The organism is Thioalkalivibrio sp. ALE22, from assembly GCF_000381445.1.
Lineage (GTDB): Bacteria > Pseudomonadota > Gammaproteobacteria > Ectothiorhodospirales > Ectothiorhodospiraceae > Thioalkalivibrio.
Genome location: NZ_KB906503.1, coordinates 122,366 through 142,547, shown reverse-complemented (window position 1 = coordinate 142,547; position 20,182 = coordinate 122,366). Strand labels below are relative to the sequence as shown.

Sequence of the window (20,182 nt, the reverse complement as noted above, 5' to 3'; positions counted from 1 at the left end):
TCAGTTGACCTTGGGATCCAGCTCGCCGGACAGGTAGCGCTTGACCATGTCGTCCAGGGAGATCGGCTTGATCTTGGACGCCATGCCGGCGCAACCGAAGGCCTCGTAACGGGCCTGGCAGATGTCCTTCATGGCCGCGGTGGAGGCCTTCAGGAATTTGCGCGGGTCGAATTCCTTCGGATTCTCGGCCAGGAACTTGCGCACCGCACCGGTGGAGGCCATACGCAGGTCGGTGTCGATGTTGACCTTGCGCACGCCGTGCTTGATGCCTTCCTGGATCTCTTCAACCGGCACGCCATAGGTCTCGCCCATGTCGCCGCCGTACTTGTTGATGATGTCCAGCCACTCCTGCGGAACGGAGGAGGACCCGTGCATGACCAGATGGGTATCCGGGATGCGCTTGTGGATCTCCTTGATGCGCTCGATGGCGAGGATGTCACCGGTCGGCGGACGGGTGAACTTGTAGGCGCCGTGGGAGGTACCGATGGCGATCGCCAGGGCGTCGCACTTGGTGTTCTTCACGAAGTCGGCCGCCTCGTCCGGGTCGGTCAGCAGCTGGTCGTGGGACAGGGTGCCCTCGGCCCCGGAGCCGTCTTCCTCGCCGGCCTGACCGGTTTCCAGAGAGCCCAGGCAACCCAGCTCGCCTTCCACGGAGACACCGCAGGAGTGGGCCATCTCGGAGACTTTGGCGGTTACGTCACGGTTGTACTCGTAGGTGGCCGGGGTCTTCATGTCGGGCATCAGGGAGCCGTCCATCATCACCGAGCTGAAACCGGACTGGATGGAACGCAGGCAGACCGCCGGCTCGGAGCCGTGGTCCTGGTGCAGCACGACCGGGATGTCCGGGTACTGCTCGATCGCGGCGATGATGTTGTGACGCAGGAAGGGCTCGCCGGCGTACTTGCGGGCTCCGGCGGAGGCCTGAATGATCACCGGGGAGTCGACCGCAGCGGCCGCTTCCATGATCGAGTGGACCTGTTCCATGTTGTTGGCGTTATACGCCGGCATGCCATAGCCATGCTCGGCGGCATGGTCCAGAAGCTGGCGAAGTGAGATCAGTGCCATGGATTCCTCCTTACGGGATTCGGACTGAGGTAGTAGATAAACCGATTCTTGACTGCTCGACCACGGGCGGTGCGCGGGTCAGGCCAGTTCGCCGACGCGCACGATCTTCATGGCGTTGGTACCGCCATGCTCGCCCTGCAGGTCGCCCTTCGTAATGATAACCAGCCCGCCATCCTGCACGACGCCCTCGGCCTTGAGCAAGTTCACCGCTTCACGGTTCACACTTTCGTGGCTCTCGGGGATCGGGTTCAGGGTCACCGGGTAGACGCCGCGATATAGCGTCATGCGGCGGCTGGTGGACTCGTGCTGGGTGAGCGCGTAGATCGGGATGCCCGAACTGATGCGCGACATCCACAGTGCGGTGGAGCCGGACTCGGTCAGCGCGGCGATCGCGGCGACATCCAGATGGTTCGCCGTGTACATGGTGGCCATCGCGATGGCCTCGTCGACCCGGCCGAAGGTCGAATCCATGCGATGGTCGGACTGACGCGCGGCGCGCTGACGCTCCGCGGCCTCGCAGATCCGGTCCATGCTGGTGACCACGCGCGCCGGGTAGCGCCCGGTGGCGGTCTCGCCGGAGAGCATCACCGCGTCGGTGCCGTCGAGCACCGCATTCGCCACGTCGAACACCTCGGCGCGGGTCGGGATCGGGTTCTGGATCATGGTCTCCATCATCTGGGTCGCGGTGATGACCAGACGATTGAGGGTCCGTGCCCGGGTGATCAGGGTCTTCTGCACGCCCGGCAGCTCGGCGTCACCAATCTCCACACCCAGATCGCCGCGCGCGATCATGATCACCTCGGAGGCGGCGATGATCTCGTCGATCACCTCCAGGGCCTCGGAGCGCTCGATCTTGGCGCAGATCCCGGCCTCCCAGCCGGCATCCTTCAGCAGGCTGCGCGCCAGGTGCAGGTCCTGCGCGGAACGCGGGAAGGACACGGCGAGGTAGTCCACCTGCAGCTCGGCGGCCAGGCGGATGTCCTCGCGGTCCTTGTCCGTGATCGCCGGAGCGGAGAGTCCGCCGCCCTGGCGATTGATACCCTTGTTGTTGGACAGCTCCCCGCCGACCTGCACCGTGGTCTCGATCCGGCTGCCCTTCACCGCCTTGACCTTCAGCACGATGCGGCCGTCGTCCAGCAGCAGGATATCCTCCGGCACCACATCGGCCGGCAGGTCCTTGTAGGTCAGCCCCACCTGGGTGGCATCCCCGGCATCCCGATCCAGCTCGGCATCCAGCGCGAAGGGCGCGCCCTCTTCCAGATGCACCTTGCCCTGCTGGAACCGGTCGATCCGGATCTTCGGCCCCTGCAGGTCACCGAGGACCCCGACACAGCGTCCGGCGCGCTCGGAGGCCGCGCGCAACCGAGCCAGGCGCTGACGATGGTCGTCCGGGTCGCCATGCGAAAAGTTCAGCCGGACCACATCCACACCCGCCCGGATGATGGCCTCCATGGCATCGTCGCTGTCCGTGGCCGGCCCGAGGGTGGCCACGATCTTGGTACGTCTCATCCGCGTCGATCTCCGTCAGCGGTGGACGCGCCCGGGCGTCAGCCCTTGGCGCGTTCTTCCAGGATGGCGACGGCTGGCAAGGTCTTGCCTTCTAGGAACTCGAGGAAGGCGCCACCGCCGGTGGAGATATAGCTGATGCGATCGGCCAGGTTGTACTTGTCGATCGCGGCCAGGGTGTCGCCCCCACCGGCGATGGAGAACGCGTTGCTCTCGGCGATGGCCTCGCCCAGGGCCTTGGTGCCACCGGCGAACTGGTCGAACTCGAACACACCCACCGGGCCGTTCCAGACGATGGTGCCGGCGTTGCGCAGGGCCTCGGCGTAGGTCGCCGCGGTCTCGGGGCCGACGTCGAAGATCATGTCGTCATCGGCCACCGCGTCGACCGACTTGGTCTCGGCCGGGGTCGATTCGGAGAATTCCTTGCCCACGGTCACGTCGGTGGGGACCGGGATCTCGCCACCCTTCGCCCGGGCCGCCTCCATCAGGCGCTTGGACTCGTCCACCAGGTCGGCTTCAAACAGCGACTTGCCCACGCTGTGGCCCTGGGCGGCGATGAAGGTGTTGGCGATCCCGCCGCCGACGATCAGCTGATCCACCACGTTGGACAGCGACTCCAGCACGGTCAGCTTGGTCGAGACCTTGGAGCCGCCGACGATGGCCACCAGCGGGCGCTTCGGGGTCTCCAGGGCATGGCCGAGGGCCTCCAGCTCCTTGGCCAGCAGCGGGCCGGCACAGGCCTGCGGGGCGAACTTCGCCACGCCGTGGGTCGAGGCCTGGGCGCGGTGGGCGGTGCCGAAGGCGTCCATCACGAACACGTCGCACAGGGCCGCGTACTTCTTCGCCAGGGCCTCGTCGTCCTTTTTCTCGCCGGCGTTGAAACGCACGTTCTCAAGCAGGATCACCTCGCCCGGCTGGGCGTCCACACCGTCGAGGTAATCGCGCACCAGACGCACCTCTCGGCCCAGCAGACCGGCCATGTGCTCGGCGACCGGGGCCAGGGAATCCTCCTCGGAGAACTCACCCTCGGTGGGGCGGCCCAGGTGCGACATCAGCATCACGGCGGCGCCGCCGTCCAGCGCCTTCTGCACGGTCTCGAGGCTCGCACGGATGCGGGCGTCGGAGGTGACCTTGCCGTCCTTCACCGGGACGTTCAGATCCTGACGCACCAGTACGCGGCGACCCTGCAGGTCGAGATCGGTCATCTTGATGACAGACATGGGAGTACCTCTCGAAATACGGTTGAAAAGAAAGAAAAGGAAAAAGGCTTCGGGCTAGTCCCCGAAGGGACTGGCCCCAGGCCTCTGGACCCGGGAAGAGAAACGGCCGGACCCCGGAGAGGGCCCGGCCATCCGCCATTACTTGGCGACGTGCTCCACCATGCGCAGCATGTTGCAGGTGTAGCCGTACTCGTTGTCGTACCAGGCGACGACCTTCACGAAGGTCGGGTCCAGCTGGATGCCGGCGCCGGCATCGAATACGGACGGGGCGGTGTAGCCACGGAAGTCCGTGGAGACCACCAGCTCGTCGGTGTATCCCAGCACGCCCTTCAGCTCGCCTTCGGCCGCCTTCTTCATGGCCGCGCAGACGTCGTCGTACTTGGCGTCGCCGTTCAGTTCCACGGTCAGGTCGACCACGGAGACGTCGGAGGTCGGCACACGGAAGGCCATGCCGGTCAGCTTGCCGTTCAGTTCCGGCAGCACCTTGCCCACAGCCTTGGCCGCACCGGTGGAGGACGGAATGATGTTCTCCAGGATGCCGCGGCCGCCGCGCCAGTCCTTCATGGACGGGCCGTCGACGGTCTTCTGGGTCGCGGTGGCGGCGTGCACGGTGGTCATCAGGCCACGCTTGATGCCCCAGGTGTCGTTCAGCACCTTGGCCACCGGGGCCAGGGCGTTGGTGGTGCAGGAGGCGGCAGAGACCATGTTCTGGCCCGCGTAGTGACCGTGGTTCACGCCGTAGACGAACATCGGAGTGTCGTCCTTGGACGGCGCGGACATCACCACCTTCTTGGCGCCGGCGTCCAGGTGCTTCTGGGCGGTCTCGGCGGTCAGGAACAGGCCGGTGGACTCGATCACGATGTCGGCGTTGATGTCGCCCCACTTCAGCGCGGCCGGATCCTTCTCGGCGGTCAGGCGAATGCGGTTGCCGTTCACCACCAGGTGGTCGCCGTCGACGCTGATGTCGCCGTCGAAGCGGCCGTGCACGGAGTCGTAGCGCAGCATGTAGGCCAGGTATTCCGGGTCCAGCAGGTCGTTGATGCCGACCACCTGCAGGTTCGGGAAGTCCTTGGCGATGGCGCGGAAGGCCATGCGACCGATACGACCGAAGCCGTTGATACCAACCTTGATAGACATGGGAGTCTCCTCTCTATTGCTTATGCGAAATCGTTGCGGACTCAGCCGTTCAGCACGTCACGCGCGACCTGGGCGACGTTCGCCGGCTTGAAGCCGAAGTAGTCGAACAGGGCGCCCCCCGGAGCGGACTCGCCGAAGCGGTCCAGCCCGAACACCGCGCCGTCGAGGCCGGTGAACTTGTACCAGGTGGTCGTTGCGCCGGCCTCGATGGCGACCCGCGCACGCACCGCGTTCGGCAGCACGGCCTCGCGGTAGGCCGGGTCCTGCTGTTCGAACAACTCGACGCAGGGCATGGAGACCACGCGCACCTTCTTGCCCTCGCCGGCCAGTTCGTCGGCGGCCTGGACGGCCAGCTCGACCTCGGAACCGGTGGCGATGAGGATCAGGTCGGGGGTGCCGTCGCAGTCCTTCAGCACGTAGCCGCCGCGGGCGATGTTGGCGAGCTGCTCGCCATCACGTTCCATGTGCGGCAGGCCCTGACGCGACAGGATGAACGCGGACGGGCCGTCGGTGCGCTCAATGCCGGCCTTCCAGGCCACCGCGGTCTCGACCGCGTCGCAGGGACGCCACACATTGAGGTTCGGGATCAGGCGCAGGCTCGGGGTCTGCTCGACCGGCTGGTGGGTCGGGCCGTCTTCACCGAGACCGATGGAGTCATGGGTCAGCACGTACATCACGCGCTGCTTCATCAGCGCGGACATGCGGATGCCGTTGCGGGCGTAGTCCGAGAAGATCAGGAAGGTGCCGCCGTACGGGATGAAGCCGCCGTGCAGGGCGATGCCGTTCATGATCGCGGCCATGCCGAACTCGCGCACGCCGTAGAACACGTAGTTGCCGGCGGCGTCGTCCTTGCTGACGCCCTTGGAACCGCTGTACATGGTCAGGTTGGACCCGGCCAGGTCGGCGGAGCCGCCCAGCAGTTCCGGCAGCGCCGGGGCGTAACCGCCGATGGTGTTCTGCGAGGCCTTGCGCGAGGCAACCTTCTCGGCCTTCTCGACGGTCTCCTTGATGAAGGCACTGGCCTTCTCGCTCCAGTCGGCGGGCAGATCACCGGCGATGCGGCGTTCGAACTCGGCGGCCAGTTCCGGGTGCGCCTGCTTGTACGCGGCAAAGCGCTCCTTCCACTCGGACTCGGCCTTGGCACCCTTGTCCTTCGCGCTCCAGCCAGCGTAGATATCGTCCGGAATCTCGAACGGGCCGTGGTTCCAGCCCAGCTCCTTGCGGGTCAGGGCCACTTCGTCGTCGCCGAGGGCGGCGCCGTGGCACTCTTCCTTGCCGGACTTGTTCGGCGAACCGAAGCCGATCACGGTGCGGCAGCAGATCAGGCTCGGCTTGTCGCTGTGCTTGCGGGCCTCTTCGATCGCGGCCTTGACCGCATCGGCGTCGTGGCCGTCCACGCCGCGCACCACGTGCCAGCCGTAGGCCTCGAAGCGGCCCGGGGTGTCGTCGGTGAACCAGCCCTCGACTTCGCCGTCGATGGAGATGCCGTTGTCATCCCAGAAGGCGATCAGCTTGCCCAGGCCCAGGGTGCCGGCCAGCGCGCAGGTCTCGTGGGAGATCCCTTCCATCATGCAGCCGTCGCCGAGGAAGGCGTAGGTGTTGTGGTCGACGATGTTGTGCCCGGGCTGATTGAAGTGGGCGGCCATCATCTTCTCGGCCAGCGCCATGCCCACCGCGTTGGAGATCCCCTGGCCCAGCGGCCCGGTGGTGGTCTCGACGCCGGCGGTGTAACCGTATTCGGGGTGACCCGGGGTCTTGGAGTGCAGCTGACGGAACTGCTTGATCTCGTCCATCGGCAGGTCGTAGCCGGTCAGGTGCAGCAGGGAGTAGACCAGCATGGAGCCGTGGCCGTTGGACATCACGAAGCGGTCGCGATCCGGCCAGCTCGGGTTCGCCGGGTTATGCTGCATGTAGTCGTTCCACAGCACCTCGGCGATGTCTGCCATCCCCATCGGCGCACCCGGGTGACCGGAATTGGCCTTCTGAACCGCGTCCATCGACAGGGCGCGGATGGCGTTGGCAAGCTCTCTACGGGTCGGCATGCTGATCTCCTGCTCTAAAGTAGTGTTGGGTTTGGCTGATGGCGGGCGGCGGCGCGAGGCGACAGCGGCGACCGACCCGGACGAGTCGGCCGAACGAGGGGCTCACGGTTATCGGCCGGCGCTCCGGCGCGCGGCGGCCCGAGCAGCCTGCGGGAGCAGGTACCACCCGACGGCGCAGCCAGCGCGGCGGGCAGCTCTCCCCATCAAACGCGGTGCATTTTGGCCACTTTCGCGCACCGGGGCAAGTCGCCCCCAGGGCGCGCCACGCTGCGCCCTCGCCACCGACCAGGGGGGCACATGCCCCTACCCTCGCCGGGGAGGGGCTTAGAAAAATCCCGCGAGTCGCGTTACACTAGCGGTCGTTTTGCGCAAAACTAAATGGAAACGACCATAAAGGAACGCCTAATGTCCAACGATTACATCTTCACTTCCGAGTCGGTCTCTGCGGGTCACCCCGACAAGATGGCCGACCTGGTCTCCGACACCATCGTCGACGCCATCATCGAGCAGGATCCGCACGCCCGTATCGCCTGCGAAACCGCCACCAAGACCGGCATGGTCATGCTGCTGGGCGAGATCACCACCGGCGCGCAGATCGACTACGAGAAGCTGGTGCGCGAGACGGTCTGCGAGATCGGCTACGACGACTCCGACAAGGGCTTCGACGGCAAGACCTGCGCCGTGCTGAACGTGCTGGGCGAACAGTCCCAGGACATCGCCATGGGTGTGGACCGCGACGTCTCCGACCGCGCCACCCAGGGCGCCGGCGACCAGGGCCTGATGTTCGGCTACGCCGCGCGCGAGACCGACACCCTGATGCCCGCCCCGATCTTCTACGCCCACAAGATGGTGCGTATCCAGTCCGAACTGATGAAGAGCGGCAAGCTGCCGTGGCTGCGCCCGGACGCCAAGAGCCAGGTCTCTCTGCGCTATGAAGACGGCAAGCCGGCCGGCCTGGACGCGGTGGTCCTGTCCACCCAGCACAGCCCGGACATCTCGCAGAAGGACCTGAAGGAAGCGGTCTACGAAGAGATCTTCAAGAAGGTCCTGCCGGCCGAGTGGCTGAGCCAGGTCTCCGACGACCAGATCCACATCAATCCGACCGGCAAGTTCGAGATCGGTGGTCCCGTGGGCGATGCCGGTCTGACCGGCCGCAAGATCATCGTCGACACCTACGGCGGCATGGCCCGTCACGGTGGTGGCGCGTTCTCCGGCAAGGACCCGTCCAAGGTGGACCGTTCCGCTGCCTACGCCGGCCGCTACGTGGCCAAGAACATCGTCGCCGCCGGCCTGGCCGACAAGTGCGAGATCCAGGTCTCCTACGCCATCGGCGTGGCCGAACCGACCTCGATCACCGTCGACACCTTCGGCACCGGCAAGCTGGATGACCGCAAGATCGAAGGCTTCGTCCGCGAAGCGTTTGACCTGCGTCCGTGGGGTCTGGTCCAGATGATGGATCTGCTGCGCCCGATCTACAAGCCGACTGCCGCCTACGGTCACTTCGGCCGCGAAGACGTCGACCTCCCCTGGGAGCGCACCGACAAGGCCGAGGAACTTAAGAAGATGGCGGGCCTCTAAGAGCACCCGACATTTTGTAAGCGAAATACCCATCCGGCTGAGGAGCGCTGCAGCGGTTTAACCGTCAGGCTCAGCCGGATGCTCCCCTGAAACGTGAACACGGCGCTCATCCAGATAGACGGAGAAGTTAATCCATGAATGCTGTGATGAACGACAAGAAAACGACCGATTACGTCGTCAAGGACATCAACCTTGCCGAATTCGGCCGCAAGGAAATCGCGATCGCCGAAACCGAGATGCCCGGTCTGATCCAGACGCGCGAAGAGTTCGCGGCCTCCAAGCCGCTGAAGGGCGCGAAGATCGCCGGCTCCCTGCACATGACCATCCAGACCGCGGTGCTGATCCAGACCCTGGAAGCCCTGGGTGCCGACGTGCGCTGGGCCTCCTGCAACATCTACTCCACCCAGGACCACGCCGCGGCCGCGATCGCCGACAACGGCACCCCGGTCTTCGCCGTGAAGGGCGAAACCCTGGAAGAGTACTGGGACTACTGCCACCGCATCTTCGAATTCGACGGTGGCGCCAACATGATCCTGGACGACGGTGGTGACGCCACGCTGCTGCTGCACCTGGGCGCCAAGGCCGAGAAGGACCAGTCGGTCATCGCCAAGCCGGAGAACGAGGAAGAAGAAGCCCTGTTCGCCAAGATCAAGGAACGCCTGGCCGAACAGCCGACCTGGTACTCCGACATGCTCGCCAAGATCCAGGGCGTGACCGAAGAAACCACCACCGGTGTCCATCGCCTGTACCAGATGGCGAAGGACGGCGAGCTGGCCTTCCCGGCGATCAACGTCAACGACTCGGTCACCAAGTCCAAGTTCGACAACCTGTACGGCTGCCGCGAGTCCACCGTGGACTCCATCAAGCGCGCCACCGACGTGATGATCGCGGGCAAGATCGCCGTGGTTGCCGGTTACGGTGACGTCGGCAAGGGTGCCGCCCAGTCGCTGGCCGGCCTCGGTGCCACCGTGTGGATCACCGAGATCGACCCGATCTGCGCCCTGCAGGCCTCGATGGAAGGCTTCCGCGTGGTCACGATGGAAGAAGCGGCCGACAAGGCCGAGATCTTCGTTACCGCCACCGGCAACAAGGACGTGATCACCGAAGATCACATGACCCGCATGAAGGATCAGGCCATCGTCTGCAACATCGGTCACTTCGACTCCGAGATCGCCGTGGCTGCGATGCGCAAGTACGAGTGGGAGAACATCAAGCCGCAGGTTGACCACATCATCCTGCCGAACGGCAACCGGATCATCATGCTGGCCGAAGGCCGCCTGGTGAACCTGGGCTGCGGCACCGGTCATCCGAGCTTCGTGATGTCCAACTCCTTCACCAACCAGACCCTGGCTCAGATCGAGCTGTGGACCAAGGGTGACCAGTACGACAAGAACGTCTACGTGCTGCCGAAGCACCTGGACGAGAAGGTCGCGCAGCTGCACCTGAAGAAGCTGGGTGCCAACCTGACCCGCCTGACCGACGAACAGGCCAAGTACCTGGGTCTGCCGGTGGATGGCCCGTTCAAGCCGGAACACTACCGCTACTGATCGGCCAGCCTCACATTTCAATTCGTTGTTAATGTGAACGCCGGGGCGGGCCGCATGTTCGTGCGGTCCGCCTTCTTTTTGTCTGGAGGACAAACATGTCTGCACAAGAACGCGTCTACAGCGTTGAGTTTTTCCCGCCCAAGGACGAGGCCGGAGCCGAGCGACTGGCCAAGGCCCGCAAGCGCCTGGGCGCCCTGAATCCCGAGTTCTATTCCGTCACCTTCGGCGCCGGGGGGTCCACCCGCGACCGCACTCTGGAGACGGTCAAGGACATCATCACTAACGACGGCATCCCCGCCGCCCCGCACGTCTCCTGTATCTCCTCGACCAGGGGCGAGCTGCACGAGCTGCTGGCGACCTACCGCGACATCGGGGTGAACCGCATCGTCGCGCTGCGCGGCGACCTGCCGTCCGGCACCAAGAACTCCGGCGGCGATTTCCGCTACGCCTCCGAGCTGGTGGAGTTTGTGCGCGCCGAGTTCGGTGACCAGTTCAAGATCGAGGTCGCGGCCTATCCGGAGTTCCATCCGCAGGCGCCGAACGCCGAGAAGGACCTGGAGAACTTCAAGACCAAGGTGGACGCCGGCGCGGACGCCGCGATCACCCAGTACTTCTACAACGTGGACGCCTACGAGGCCTTCATGGAACGGGTGGAGAAGATGGGCATCACCATCCCGATCATTGTCGGGATCATGCCGATCACCAACTACACCCAGATCGTGCGCTTCTCCGAGATGTGCGGTGCCGAGATCCCGCGCTATATCCGCAAGCGGATGGAGGCCTTTGGTGACGACAAGGAGTCGATCCGCAAGTTTGGTATCGAGGTCGCCACGCGCCTGACCGATGACGTGCTGAACAAGGGTGCCCCCGGGATCCACTTCTATTCGATGAACCAGGCCGGGCCGACCGAACAGATCTGGAAGGCCCTGGACCTCGACAACCGGAAGTAGCCCCCGTGCGCTGCCCCCGGCTGCTGCTCGAATCCGAGGCACTGGCCGCGGGGCGGTCGCTTCCCGCCCCGCAGGACCGCCTGCACTACGCCACCACGGTCCTGCGCCTGAAGAGCGGCGCCCCCTGCCGCGTCTTTGACGGCCTTGGCAACGAATTCGAGGCCACGCTCGAACTGAACGGTCGCCGCGACGGCACCTTCCACCTGGGCGAGCGTGCCGCGCCGCCGACCCACCCTGCCTTTCCGATCCACCTGCTCCAGGGCATTGCCCGCGGCGATCACATGGACCTGGCGATCCAGAAGGCCGTGGAGCTGGGCGTGCAGTCCATCCGTCCGGTACTCTGCGAACGCTCGCGTTCGGCCGCCGCCCACAAGGGCCTGGACAAGCGCCAGCGTCACTGGCAGGGGATCCTGCGCGCCGCAGCGGAACAGTGCGGGCGCAACGAGCTCCCCCAGTTGCAGGAACCCGCTCCACCGGACACGGTTCTGTCGGGCTGGCATGACACCCTGGCCTTGCTTGCCGAGGAAAGGGCGCCGGGACTGGATGCGCGCCTGGACGGCCGCAGCCGACCAGCGGCGGTCGCGCTGTTCGTCGGGCCGGAAGGCGGCCTCACGCCCGCGGAGATCGCGCTGGCACAGGACCGGGGATTCCTGGGGGTCGGGATGGGCCCGCGCACCCTGCGCACCGAAACCGCCGCGATGGCCCTGCTGACCCTGGTCCAGGCCCGCCTGGGCGACCTGCAGGGATAACGCCCGTCCCGCCCGGAGACCAATGCGGCCTCAGGCCGGCTGGGCCTCGGCAATCTCCAGCAGGCGCTGTTCGAGGGTGTCGAGGCGCAGCAGGTGCGTGGTCACACCGGAGGCCTTCACCCGCCAGGACCAGGGGGTGGCGTCGGAATCTTCCAGCGCGTAGATGTTCTGCGGGGTGATCTGCACAGGGTGCGGCGTCCCGCGCACCTCGAGCGCATAGAACGGCAGGTGCTCCGGCTGCATGACCGCCTGCATCACCAGCAGGCGGGTAAAGCGGCGACGGTCCTCGCCGCTGTCGCGGCCAGGGTCCAGCAGCTGATTCACGTTGATCACCGGCACCTGCACGTCCTGCCAGACCAGGCTGGGCTCCAGCCAGGGGATCTCCGGGTGTTCGGCGTCCTGCTCCACGGCACCCGCGCGGGTGGTGACCTCGAGAAAGGCGCTGCGCGGCAGCAGGATGGAGCCTGTGTCCAGCTGCACGATCACGGCCTCGACCGCCTGGGTCTGTGCGTCGTCGCTCATGCCGGCACCTCCTGCAGCTGCTCGCGGATGGCATTCAGCAGATCATTCTCCAGATACGGCTTGCCCAGATAACCATTCACCCCGAGGCGGTCGGCCCGCTCCCGGTGCTTGGTGCCGCTGCGCGAGGTGATCATGATGATCGGCACCTGCCCGAAGTCCGGGTGGTCCCGCACATGGGCGGCAAACTCGAAGCCATCCATGCGCGGCATCTCGACATCCAGCAGGATCAGTTGCGGCCGGCGCTCGTCGAGCAGACCCACGGCGTCCAGACCATCGCGCGCGGTCACCACGTCGTAGCCGTGGCGGGTCAGCAGACGGGCCGTGACCTTGCGGATCGTGATCGAGTCGTCGACCACCATAATCCGCTTCGAGCTCGAGGCCTCGGATACTGCCTGCGGGGCTTCCGGCAGCGACGCGGTGGCCTCGGCAAAGCGCACCAGCATACTGAGGTCCAGAATCAGCATCACCGAGCCGTCGCCCTGCAGGGTGGCACCCGCCACCCCCGGGATGCGACTCAGCACCGGGCCCACCGACTTCACCACGACCTCCTGACTGCCCAGCAGGCCGTCGATGCGCAGGGCCACGCGCCGGTCATCCGCCCGCACCAGCAACAGCGGGAAGGGATGATCCGGGAAGTGCTCGACCCCGGCCTGGCTCTCCACGCCCATCAGGTCGCCCAAGCCACGCACCTCGTAGTCCTGCCCGATGTAGTTGTAGGTCGCCTTGGCGTCCTGCGAGTCGATCTCTTCGGCGCGGGCGCGGACCACGCCCTCGACCGAGGCCATCGGGACCGCGAAGGTCTCCTCGCCCACCTGGACCAGCAGGGCCTGGGAGATGGCCAGCGTGAACGGCAGGCGCATGGTGAAGCGCGAGCCCTTGCCGGGCGTCGACTGGATCTCCAGCGTGCCGCCGAGCTGCTTCACATCGCTGTTCACCACGTCCAGGCCTACCCCGCGACCGGCCACCTGAGAGACCTCCGCAGCGGTGGAGAAGCCGGACTGCAGGATCAGCTGCAGGGCCTGGGCGTCCGAGACTTCGGCATCGGGGGCGATCAACCCGCGCTCGAGCGCGCGGGCGCGGATGGCCTCGGCGTCGATGCCACGACCATCGTCGGTCACCTGCAGACGGATCTCGCTGCCCGACTGCTCCAGGCTGACATCGATCTGACCCTGGGCCGGCTTGCGCGCCTGCTCGCGCTCGGCCGGTGCCTCGATACCATGGGCGATGGCATTGCGCAGCAGGTGTTCCAGGGGCGACACCAGTCGTTCCAGCAGGGCGCGGTCGAGTTCGGCCCCCTGGCCGGTGAACTCCACCCGCACCGGCTTGCCGAGATCCTCGCCCGCCTGGCGCACCACGCGGCGCAGACGGGGCGCCATGCGGGCGAAACGCACCATACGCTGGCGCATCAGCTGATCCTGCAGGTCCGTGCCGACGCGGCGCTGCTGCAGCAGGATGCCGCCGGCATTCTGGAGTTCGTCGCCGACTTCCTGCTTGAGGGCCTCGAGGTCACTGACACTTTCGGCCAGGGCCCGCGACAGCTGCTGGATCCCGGAGTAGCGGTCCATCTCCAGCGGATCGAAGTCCAGGGCCTCCTCGCCACTCTCCTCCTCCACCCGGAACAGGATCTGCGCCTCGGTCTCGATCTCGAGCTTGCGCAGCTGGTCGCGCAGACGCGCGATGGTGCGCTCGAGTTCGTCGACCTGGCCCTCGACCCGCCCGACCGTCTGCTCGAATCGACGATGGAAGGTTGCCAACTCGCCGGCGTTGTTCACCAGGCTGTCGAGGACCTCGGCGTCCATGCGGACCTGGTCCTGAATACGGCGCCCCTCGGATTCCGGCGGCTCGTGGCTGCGCTGGTCCCCCGCTGCGGCCGGCATTGCCGCCTCGGCAGCCGGTGCGTCGGTCTCCGCGTCGCCCGCATCGGCCTCGGTCTCCGCTGGTGCGCCCGCCTCAGGCTCGGGCGATTCGCCGGCCTCGCCGGCGGCCCAGCTCCGCAGCGCCGGCAGCGATTCGCTGGCCGACTCGTCCATCTGCCAGGCCCCGACCCCGCGCTCCACCAGATGCTGGACATCCGTCAGGGCGCGCTCGGTGAGCTGGAAGAAGCCATCGCGCGGCTCGAGACCGGTCTCGGTCTCCACGCTCAGCGCGCTCTCGAGCGCGTGCGCGATGGCGCCGACCACAGTGAAACCGGCCATGCGGGCACTGCCCTTCAGGGTATGCACCTCGCGCTGGAAGGCGTTCTGGTCCGGACCGGGCCGCCCCCCGGCCTCGCGCCAGCCATGGAGGGCGGCGAACGCGGCCTCCAGGATATCCCGGGCCTCCTCGATGAAGACCTCGGCAAACTCCCAGTCGATCTCCAGCTCGGGCTCGGGCTCGGCGCCCGCTTCCGGCACCGAGGACACCTCGGGCACCGCTTCGGCGGCTTCGGGTTCGTCGAATTCCGGCGATTCCTCCTCGTTGGACTGCTCCTCGGCACGCAGCAGTTGCTCGGCGGTCGCATGATCCAGCAGGGCGTAGACCTCGGGGGCCCAGGACGGCGGATCCAGCACCTTGGCCGGATCGGGTTCCTCGTCGGCCACCGCCTCGGCGACGTAGGTCTCCAGCCGGCGTAGCAGCTCGACGGCCTCGCCCGACAGGGCCCATTCCATATCCCGGTGGATGCGAATCAGGCGCTCGAACGGGCCGCAGACCGAGTAGATACCGCGGATGTCCGCCGTGCGCGCGCTGCCGTTCAGGGTGTGCAGCGCGCGCTCCAGATCATGATTCGGGATCCGGTCCGGGCGCCATTGCGATTCATCCAGCCAGCCCCGCAGGGTGAGCAGGTGCACCTGGGCCTCGGCGGCAAAGACCTGCCATAGCTGTGGGTCGGTCTCCATGCGCGCGGCCGAGTCTCCCGCCGAGGCCTCCGCGAGGTCCCCCTCGTCCGGTGCCGGTTCGTCGATCCCCGGCTCTCCGGGCGCAACCCCCTCCAGTTCCGGGGTATCGGCCTCCGGCTCGAGCGCGCCCTCCACGGGCAGCGAGTCGCCCCCCTCCAGGATCTCTTCCGTCACCTCGAAGGCATCGGCCGGGAGCTCGAGATCGTCCAGATCCAGCGGTTCGACATCCGGCGCGGAAGCCCGCAAGTCGTCGCTGCCCGCCACCGGGGCTGACTCCCCTTCCGGCTCTGCGTCGGGAACAGACGCGTCCGACTCGGGGACGGATGGCTCCAGCGCATCCGGCGGGAGGTCCGGCACGAACGCACCGGATTCCTGGAGGAGTTCGTCGGCAGCCTCATCCTGGTCTGGCTCCACAGGCTCCAGGGTCTCGCTGGATGCCACAGCGGCCGGGGCGTCCAGATCATCCAGGGTGCGCGCCAGTGCCTCGAATTCGGCTTCCGCACCCGACGGAGCGGCGGGGGCCATGGGCTCTTCGTCCGCCTCGGCCTCGGTTTCCGGCTCGCCACCGGCCAGGGCCCGCAGGCGCAGGGCGATATCGAGGACGGGGGTATCCGGTCCGGTGTCATCCCGGACCTCGCTCACCAGGCCCGGCAGGACCCCGATGGCGTCCTCGATAACCTGCAGGGTGGCGTGGTCCGCCTCATGCCCGGAATCCAGCAGGCGATTGAGGAAGGACTCCACCGCCCAGGCGAACTCGCCCAGACGCAGGGCCCCGGCCAGCCGCCCCGAACCCTTCAGGGTATGGAAGGAGCGGCGGATCACCGAGAGGGTGTCGAGGTCCGCCGGGTTGGACTGCCACAGCGGGAAATGCTGGGTCAGGCTGGCCACCTCCTCGTCCGCCTCCTCGAGGAAGATCTCGAGGATCTCCGGATCGACGTCGGGGCCACGCACCTGGTCCGCCAGCACCGCATCGTCAAAGGGCAGGGAATCACGTCCCCCAGCGGGCACCGAGCTCGTCGGGGGTGCAGCGGCCGCGACGTCGGTCGCGGGGATCCCGGCCTCGGCCCCCGGCTCCGGGGCGTTCTCCGCCGGCCGATCCTCGAGCGTGCCGGAGTCGAACGCCACCTCGTTGTCAGTCACCGGTTCGGCCGAGTCGTGCTCCGGCGCCGCCTCCGGGGCGTCCCCGGCCTCGGGAACCGCGGCCAGCGGCGCATCCGCGCCATCACCACCGGAGATCGCGCCGATGCGCTGCAAGGCCGCGATGCCGCGCTCGTGCACGCTGTCCAGTTCGCGCCAGGGCTGACCGGACGACTCGAGGGCCACCTCGATGCTGCTGAGGACCTCGGCCAGGGCCTCGACCTCGCCCTCCTCCAGCTCCGTGGCCGCCCTGCCGGCGCGGGCATCCAGATGCCGGATCAGCGGACCGAGGAGGGCATGCAGTGCCTCGAAGCCCGACATCGACATGGCCCCCTCGATGCGCCGCAGGCCCTCGCGGGCCTCGTCGAGGCCACCCTCGCCGGCCTCCGCCCCGGCGTCGAGGAAACCAAGGAAGATGTCACGCACCCGGCGAACATCGACCAGGGCCTCCTTGTAGACCGCGGCCGCCAGCGCGCGATCGAACTCCGCCTGCGGCGTGGGGCTGTGGCTCTTCCGCCGCAGACCGGACTCGAGCAGGGATTCGAGAGCCAGCAGGTGTTCCGCCAGCACCATGTCGACCTGTTCGTCGGCCTCGCCCGCACGCTCGGGGGTCAGCGACGCCGCCAGGGCATCGGTATGGTCCTGCCCGGACTCCAGACCCAGCAGGCTGAGCGTGGAACCGATCCGCTCGACCTGTTCGCGCAGGTGAGCCAGATCCTCGGCCCCGCGCACCGGGGAGCGCATGAGTACGTCCAGCCGCTCGCGTACCTCGGCGAGGTCGTCTTCCAGCGCCTGGCGCAGGTTGTCGTAGACCGAACGACCGACCCTGCTGGCGTCGTCCTCGAGGCCGAGGCCGTCGAGGCCGAACACCTCGCGCACCGCTAGGGTCTGCTCCCCTTCCGAAGTGGCACAGGCCACGTGAAACAGCAGGGTCTTGATCAGGTCCGAAGGCGCCGCGTATTCGGGCTCCGAACCCGCATCGCCGGCTTCCAGGTGGGCCGTTAGCGCGTTCAGGTAGCGCCCGAGTTCACGATCGACCCGCCCGACCAGGCGCCGCACGTCGGTATCGGCCTCGACCCCCCCGGCGGCGACCGCCTCCAGCACCGCACCGGCGACCCAGAACAGGCGGCGGGCCTCGCCCGCCGGGACGACCTCCTCGACTGTGCGGACAGTCGCCTGCAGGCGTGCGGCCGGTGCCGTCGCATCCTCGCCGCGCACCAGTTCCAGGAGATCGCGCTGAAAACGGCGGCGCGCCTGCTGCAGGACCGGGAGCCGGGCCGCCGGGTCCAGCACCTCGCCACCGGAACCCACGCGGTCATCGTCGACGGCCTGCGGGTCCGGCATCAGCGCCGCGACGTCCAGCAACAGCGATGCCCCCCGGCTGCTGCGCAGCTCGTTCAGCAGGGGGACCAGGATCATCGGCGAGGGCAGTTCGCCATCGCCCTCGTTCTCGAGATAGTCCGGAAGCTGCAGGGACGCCCGCAGCAAGGGCTCGGTGGCCGCCACGTTGGGCTCGTCAGCCTGCTGCAGTCCGTCCAGGACCTGGAGCATCTCGTCGAGGATCAGGACGACGCTCTCGACCTGGACCATGACCAGGGTATTGCGGATCTGCTCGACTCGACTGCGCGCCTCGGCCAGGCAGTCACCGCAGGTCGGGTCGTCGGAATACCGCCGCAATGCGTCCTGGACCTCGACAAACAGCTTGTCGAGTTCGTCGCGGACCCAGTTCAGTGCGCTGGATGCCATCGGCCGGGTCCGCCGTCAGGCCCGTTGTTCGTCGGAGGACGTCGTATCGGCGTCGGGATCGGGATCCATCGCATCGGGGTCCTCGCCAACCGCCTCAGTAGCGCTGCCCGGCTCCGGCAGCTTGAAGTCCGATACCGAGGACTGCAGCTGGGCCGAGAGCTGGGCCAGATCCCCGATCGCCGCCGCGGTGGACTGCGTCCCCTGCGTGGTCTCGGAGGTGATCTCGCGGATCTGCGCCATGATGGAGGTCACGTCCTGCGCCATCTCGGACTGCTTGCGGGCCGAGGAGGAGATACCGTCGATCAGGTCCGCGAGATCGGCGGAGACCTGTTCGATCTCGGACAACGCCTCGCCCGCGGCCTGGGCCAGTTCGGCCCCCTGGACCACGTTGGCGGTACTTTGCTCCATGGAGCTCACGGCCTCGCTGGTATCCGCCTGGATGGCCTTGACCAGGCCTTCGACCTGACGGGTCGCGGAGGACGAACGTTCCGCGAGGCGCTGGACTTCGTCGGCCACCACCGCGAAGCCGCGGCCGGCCTCGCCCGCCGCGGAGGCCTGGATCGCCGCGTTCAGTGCCAGCACGTTGGTCTGTTCGGCGATGTCGTTGATCAGCCCGATGATGTCGCCGATCTCCTGCGAGGATTCGCCCAGTCGCTTGATCCGCTTCGCGGTCTCCTGGATCTGCTCGCGGATACTGTCCATGCCCTCAATGGAGCGGCGCACGGTGCCGGCCCCGCGGGACGCGATCTCCACCGAGTTACGTGCCACGGAGGCCGACTGCTCGGCATCCTGGGCCACCTTGTCCACCGAACGCGAGACCTCGTCGATCGCGTCATCCGCGCGCTGGATCTCGCGGGCCTGTTCTTCCGACTTCTCGGCCAGCCCCAGCACCTGCGAACGGGTGGACGCCGAGGACTCGCTGATGTCGGCCGCCACCGTGTTGATGGTCGCAACCAGGGTACGCAGGTTCTCGATCGCGTAGTTCATCGAGTCCGCGATGGCGCCGGTGAAGTCCTCGGTCACCGTCGCGTTCACGGTGAGATCGCCATCGGCGAGGTTCATCATCTCGTCAAGCAGGCGCAGGATCGCCTGCTGGTTGCGCTCGTTCTGGGCCTCGGTCTCGGCCAGTTCGCGCTTGGTGTCGCGGTAGAGGAACAGCCCCATCGCGATCAGCAGCAGCAGCGCCAGGCCACCAAAGCCGAAGCCGATCAGGGCGATCACGCCCGCCCGTTCGGCCTCCCGCGTGATGGCGGTCTCGAACGCGCCGGTGGTCTCGAGCATCGCGCCACTGCTGGCCTCGACACTGGAGGCTGCGGCATTGACCTCGAACACCTGGGTAGAGGTATCCAGAACCCCTTCCACCGCCTCGCTGAAGGCCACGAACAACGTGGCGATCTCCTGCAGCAGGGCCCGTGCCTGCGGGTCGTCAACCGGCTCCACACCCAGCGGGGCGAAGCCCTCGATCAGCCCGTCCAGCACCCGCCCGTACAGCGTCGCGTCACGCTCGAAGCGTTCGATGGCGGCGGCCGCCTCGGCGCCACCCTGCAGCACCCGGCCGAGGTTGTTGGCGATCCGCTGGATCAGCATGGTCTGGCGTGCCGCCACATAGACCTGCTCGGGCGGCTCGCCGATCTGGGTCATGCGCCGCACGACATCATCGGACAGCCGCGACAGTTCCGGAGAGAAGGCCGCCACCGCGTCGGAGAACTCGGTGATCAACTGGATATCCGAACGCCCGAGGATGACCGTGTTGATGTGGTCCCGATAGGCGGACCACTCGCGGTCCACGGTGGCGATGTCCTCCTGCAGGGGTTCCGGCAGCGGCTGCAGCCCTTCGCCCCCGGTGCGGATCCGTTCCAGACGTGCCTCGAAGTCATCCCGCAGCGACTGCAGGTCGGAGAATGCCTGCTCGGAACCCGCGGCGGCCTCCAGCGAGCTGGTGGCCAGCCGCTGCGACAGCAGGCGCAGGTCGTTGGCCAGCGCGATGCGGTCGCGGTACTGGCTCTGCTCGTACTCGTGGTAGGTAAAGGCCCCGCCGGTCGCGATCAGGGCCAGCACCAGCAGCCCCCCGAGGACAAAATTACGTGCGCGACGACTCGATCCCATC

The 20,182-nt window shown here is 67.1% G+C and carries 12 protein-coding genes and 1 riboswitch; of the genes, 4 read left to right on the top strand and 8 right to left on the bottom strand.

Annotation, left to right across the window (positions count from 1 at the left end):
- The 5 genes from fba to tkt form a co-directional block, all read right to left on the bottom strand.
- A complete protein-coding gene (gene fba / locus F793_RS0106795; RefSeq protein WP_018865939.1) occupies window positions 1-1,065 on the bottom strand; it encodes a class II fructose-bisphosphate aldolase in 1,065 nt (354 codons plus the stop codon).
- Between the two features lie 78 nt (window positions 1,066-1,143).
- The gene (gene pyk / locus F793_RS0106790) at window positions 1,144-2,574 is read right to left on the bottom strand and encodes a pyruvate kinase (protein WP_018875965.1); all 1,431 of its coding nucleotides are present in this window, start codon (window positions 2,572-2,574) and stop codon (window positions 1,144-1,146) included.
- 38 nt (window positions 2,575-2,612) lie between these two features.
- The gene (locus tag F793_RS0106785) at window positions 2,613-3,791 is read right to left on the bottom strand and encodes a phosphoglycerate kinase (protein WP_018865941.1); all 1,179 of its coding nucleotides are present in this window, start codon (window positions 3,789-3,791) and stop codon (window positions 2,613-2,615) included.
- A 138-nt stretch (window positions 3,792-3,929) separates the two neighbouring features.
- A complete protein-coding gene (gene gap / locus F793_RS0106780; protein WP_018881711.1) occupies window positions 3,930-4,928 on the bottom strand; it encodes a type I glyceraldehyde-3-phosphate dehydrogenase in 999 nt (332 codons plus the stop codon).
- Between the two features lie 41 nt (window positions 4,929-4,969).
- On the bottom strand, window positions 4,970-6,970 hold the full coding sequence (tkt, locus tag F793_RS0106775) for a transketolase (protein ID WP_018881712.1): 2,001 nt from the start codon (window positions 6,968-6,970) through the stop codon (window positions 4,970-4,972).
- A gap of 405 nt (window positions 6,971-7,375) precedes the next feature.
- On the opposite strand from tkt, the gene metK reads away from it, so the two are divergent.
- The 4 genes from metK (at window position 7,376) to F793_RS0106755 (ending at window position 11,794) form a co-directional block, all read left to right on the top strand.
- A complete protein-coding gene (metK, locus tag F793_RS0106770) occupies window positions 7,376-8,548 on the top strand; it encodes a methionine adenosyltransferase (protein WP_018865944.1) in 1,173 nt (390 codons plus the stop codon).
- 33 nt (window positions 8,549-8,581) lie between these two features.
- Window positions 8,582-8,663: riboswitch (S-adenosyl-L-homocysteine riboswitch) on the top strand.
- Between the two features lie 19 nt (window positions 8,664-8,682).
- The gene (gene ahcY, locus F793_RS0106765) at window positions 8,683-10,095 is read left to right on the top strand and encodes an adenosylhomocysteinase (RefSeq protein WP_018875962.1); all 1,413 of its coding nucleotides are present in this window, start codon (window positions 8,683-8,685) and stop codon (window positions 10,093-10,095) included.
- Between the two features lie 95 nt (window positions 10,096-10,190).
- On the top strand, window positions 10,191-11,045 hold the full coding sequence (gene metF, locus F793_RS0106760) for a methylenetetrahydrofolate reductase [NAD(P)H] (RefSeq protein ID WP_018881713.1): 855 nt from the start codon (window positions 10,191-10,193) through the stop codon (window positions 11,043-11,045).
- Between the two features lie 5 nt (window positions 11,046-11,050).
- The gene (locus tag F793_RS0106755) at window positions 11,051-11,794 is read left to right on the top strand and encodes a 16S rRNA (uracil(1498)-N(3))-methyltransferase (RefSeq protein WP_018881714.1); all 744 of its coding nucleotides are present in this window, start codon (window positions 11,051-11,053) and stop codon (window positions 11,792-11,794) included.
- Between the two features lie 30 nt (window positions 11,795-11,824).
- Here the strand turns inward: F793_RS0106755 and F793_RS0106750 are convergent, their stop codons facing one another.
- From F793_RS0106750 to F793_RS0106740, 3 genes are read right to left on the bottom strand one after another with little or no spacing between them, the layout of a single operon-like run.
- The gene (locus tag F793_RS0106750) at window positions 11,825-12,316 is read right to left on the bottom strand and encodes a hypothetical protein (protein WP_018865948.1); all 492 of its coding nucleotides are present in this window, start codon (window positions 12,314-12,316) and stop codon (window positions 11,825-11,827) included.
- Window positions 12,313-18,075, bottom strand: a complete 5,763-nt coding sequence (locus tag F793_RS0106745) for an Hpt domain-containing protein (RefSeq protein ID WP_018881715.1) — start codon at window positions 18,073-18,075, stop codon at window positions 12,313-12,315. The genes F793_RS0106750 and F793_RS0106745 overlap by 4 nt, the downstream gene beginning before the upstream one ends.
- 15 nt (window positions 18,076-18,090) lie before the next feature.
- On the bottom strand, window positions 18,091-20,181 hold the full coding sequence (locus tag F793_RS0106740; RefSeq protein ID WP_018865950.1) for a methyl-accepting chemotaxis protein: 2,091 nt from the start codon (window positions 20,179-20,181) through the stop codon (window positions 18,091-18,093).
- Between the last annotated feature and the right edge of the window lies 1 nt (window position 20,182).

Coding starts and splice junctions, on each gene's coding strand:
- metF (WP_018881713.1), top strand. CDS start 10,191: ATGTCTGCACAAGAACGCGTCTACAGCGTTGAGTTTTTCCCGCCCAAG.
- F793_RS0106785 (WP_018865941.1), bottom strand. CDS start 3,791: ATGTCTGTCATCAAGATGACCGATCTCGACCTGCAGGGTCGCCGCGTA.
- gap (WP_018881711.1), bottom strand. CDS start 4,928: ATGTCTATCAAGGTTGGTATCAACGGCTTCGGTCGTATCGGTCGCATG.
- fba (WP_018865939.1), bottom strand. CDS start 1,065: ATGGCACTGATCTCACTTCGCCAGCTTCTGGACCATGCCGCCGAGCAT.
- tkt (WP_018881712.1), bottom strand. CDS start 6,970: ATGCCGACCCGTAGAGAGCTTGCCAACGCCATCCGCGCCCTGTCGATG.
- pyk (WP_018875965.1), bottom strand. CDS start 2,574: ATGAGACGTACCAAGATCGTGGCCACCCTCGGGCCGGCCACGGACAGC.
- F793_RS0106745 (WP_018881715.1), bottom strand. CDS start 18,075: ATGGCATCCAGCGCACTGAACTGGGTCCGCGACGAACTCGACAAGCTG.
- ahcY (WP_018875962.1), top strand. CDS start 8,683: ATGAATGCTGTGATGAACGACAAGAAAACGACCGATTACGTCGTCAAG.
- F793_RS0106750 (WP_018865948.1), bottom strand. CDS start 12,316: ATGAGCGACGACGCACAGACCCAGGCGGTCGAGGCCGTGATCGTGCAG.
- F793_RS0106740 (WP_018865950.1), bottom strand. CDS start 20,181: ATGGGATCGAGTCGTCGCGCACGTAATTTTGTCCTCGGGGGGCTGCTG.
- metK (WP_018865944.1), top strand. CDS start 7,376: ATGTCCAACGATTACATCTTCACTTCCGAGTCGGTCTCTGCGGGTCAC.